Genomic DNA, 758 nt, shown 5'->3' with positions numbered 1-758 from the left:
CCACTCCTCATCGGTGAGGTCTCCACGCGCCATGGCGAAGACCTACCAGGGTCACAGACCGGAGCGCAGGCAATCCCCGTGATCTCAACTCCGTACAAGCTCTAGCAGGTGCCGAGCATCTGCGTGAGCGCGTCCTTCTCATCGGCCTGCATGGTCAGGCCCCAGCCGTGTTTGACGTCGATCCAGCTCCTGGCGTACTCGCAGTAGAAGGACTGCAGCCGGCGGCTCAGCCCAGGCGATTGCGCGGCTGGTCCTGGGCAAGGTGCGCAGGACCGCCCGCAACCTCCGGAAGGCGGCGGCATGACGAAGTGACCCAGGTGTGACCCACATGTGTCTCACGATCAGCAAGAAGCCTTCCCATAAGGGAAGGAACCGCAGGTGGAGGTGGTAGGGCGCCCGGGGCTCGAACCCGGAATCTACGGATTAAAAGTGGCCAAAGAGCATGGAGCGAGCATTGAACGCCGGGTTAAACGGTCGCCCGCTGCCCCTATGGCGATCCCTTGGCCGTTCAGCTTGTGCCGTTATGGTACGTATCCATCCGATCTCAATTCATCCACTGACGGGTACTGCTGGGCATCTCGGCCGAGTAGCCATCGGTGTATGGTCCGAGTTCGTTGGTTATCCGCTGGCCATGCGCATTCTTTGCGTTCGAGGATCGCCAGCTGGGTTCACGTCCAGGGAGATGGTGTGCGGGTGATCTAGCCCATGCTGTGATGCGGGAGAGATCCATGTGACAAGAGACGGCCACTCCGTAATCC

At 60.9% G+C, this 758-nt stretch carries 1 protein-coding gene; it reads right to left on the bottom strand.

All coding sequences use genetic code 11. From position 1 onward, the window contains the following. Positions 1–101: 101 nt before the first annotated feature. Positions 102–302, bottom strand: coding sequence for a hypothetical protein (locus ACFOY2_RS54725; RefSeq protein WP_379536123.1), 201 nt, complete (start codon positions 300–302; stop codon positions 102–104). Positions 303–758: the final 456 nt, after the last annotated feature.

It is taken from the genome of Nonomuraea purpurea (genome assembly GCF_042650645.1).
GTDB lineage: Bacteria > Actinomycetota > Actinomycetes > Streptosporangiales > Streptosporangiaceae > Nonomuraea > Nonomuraea purpurea.
This window is presented reverse-complemented; position numbering and strand designations above follow the sequence as displayed.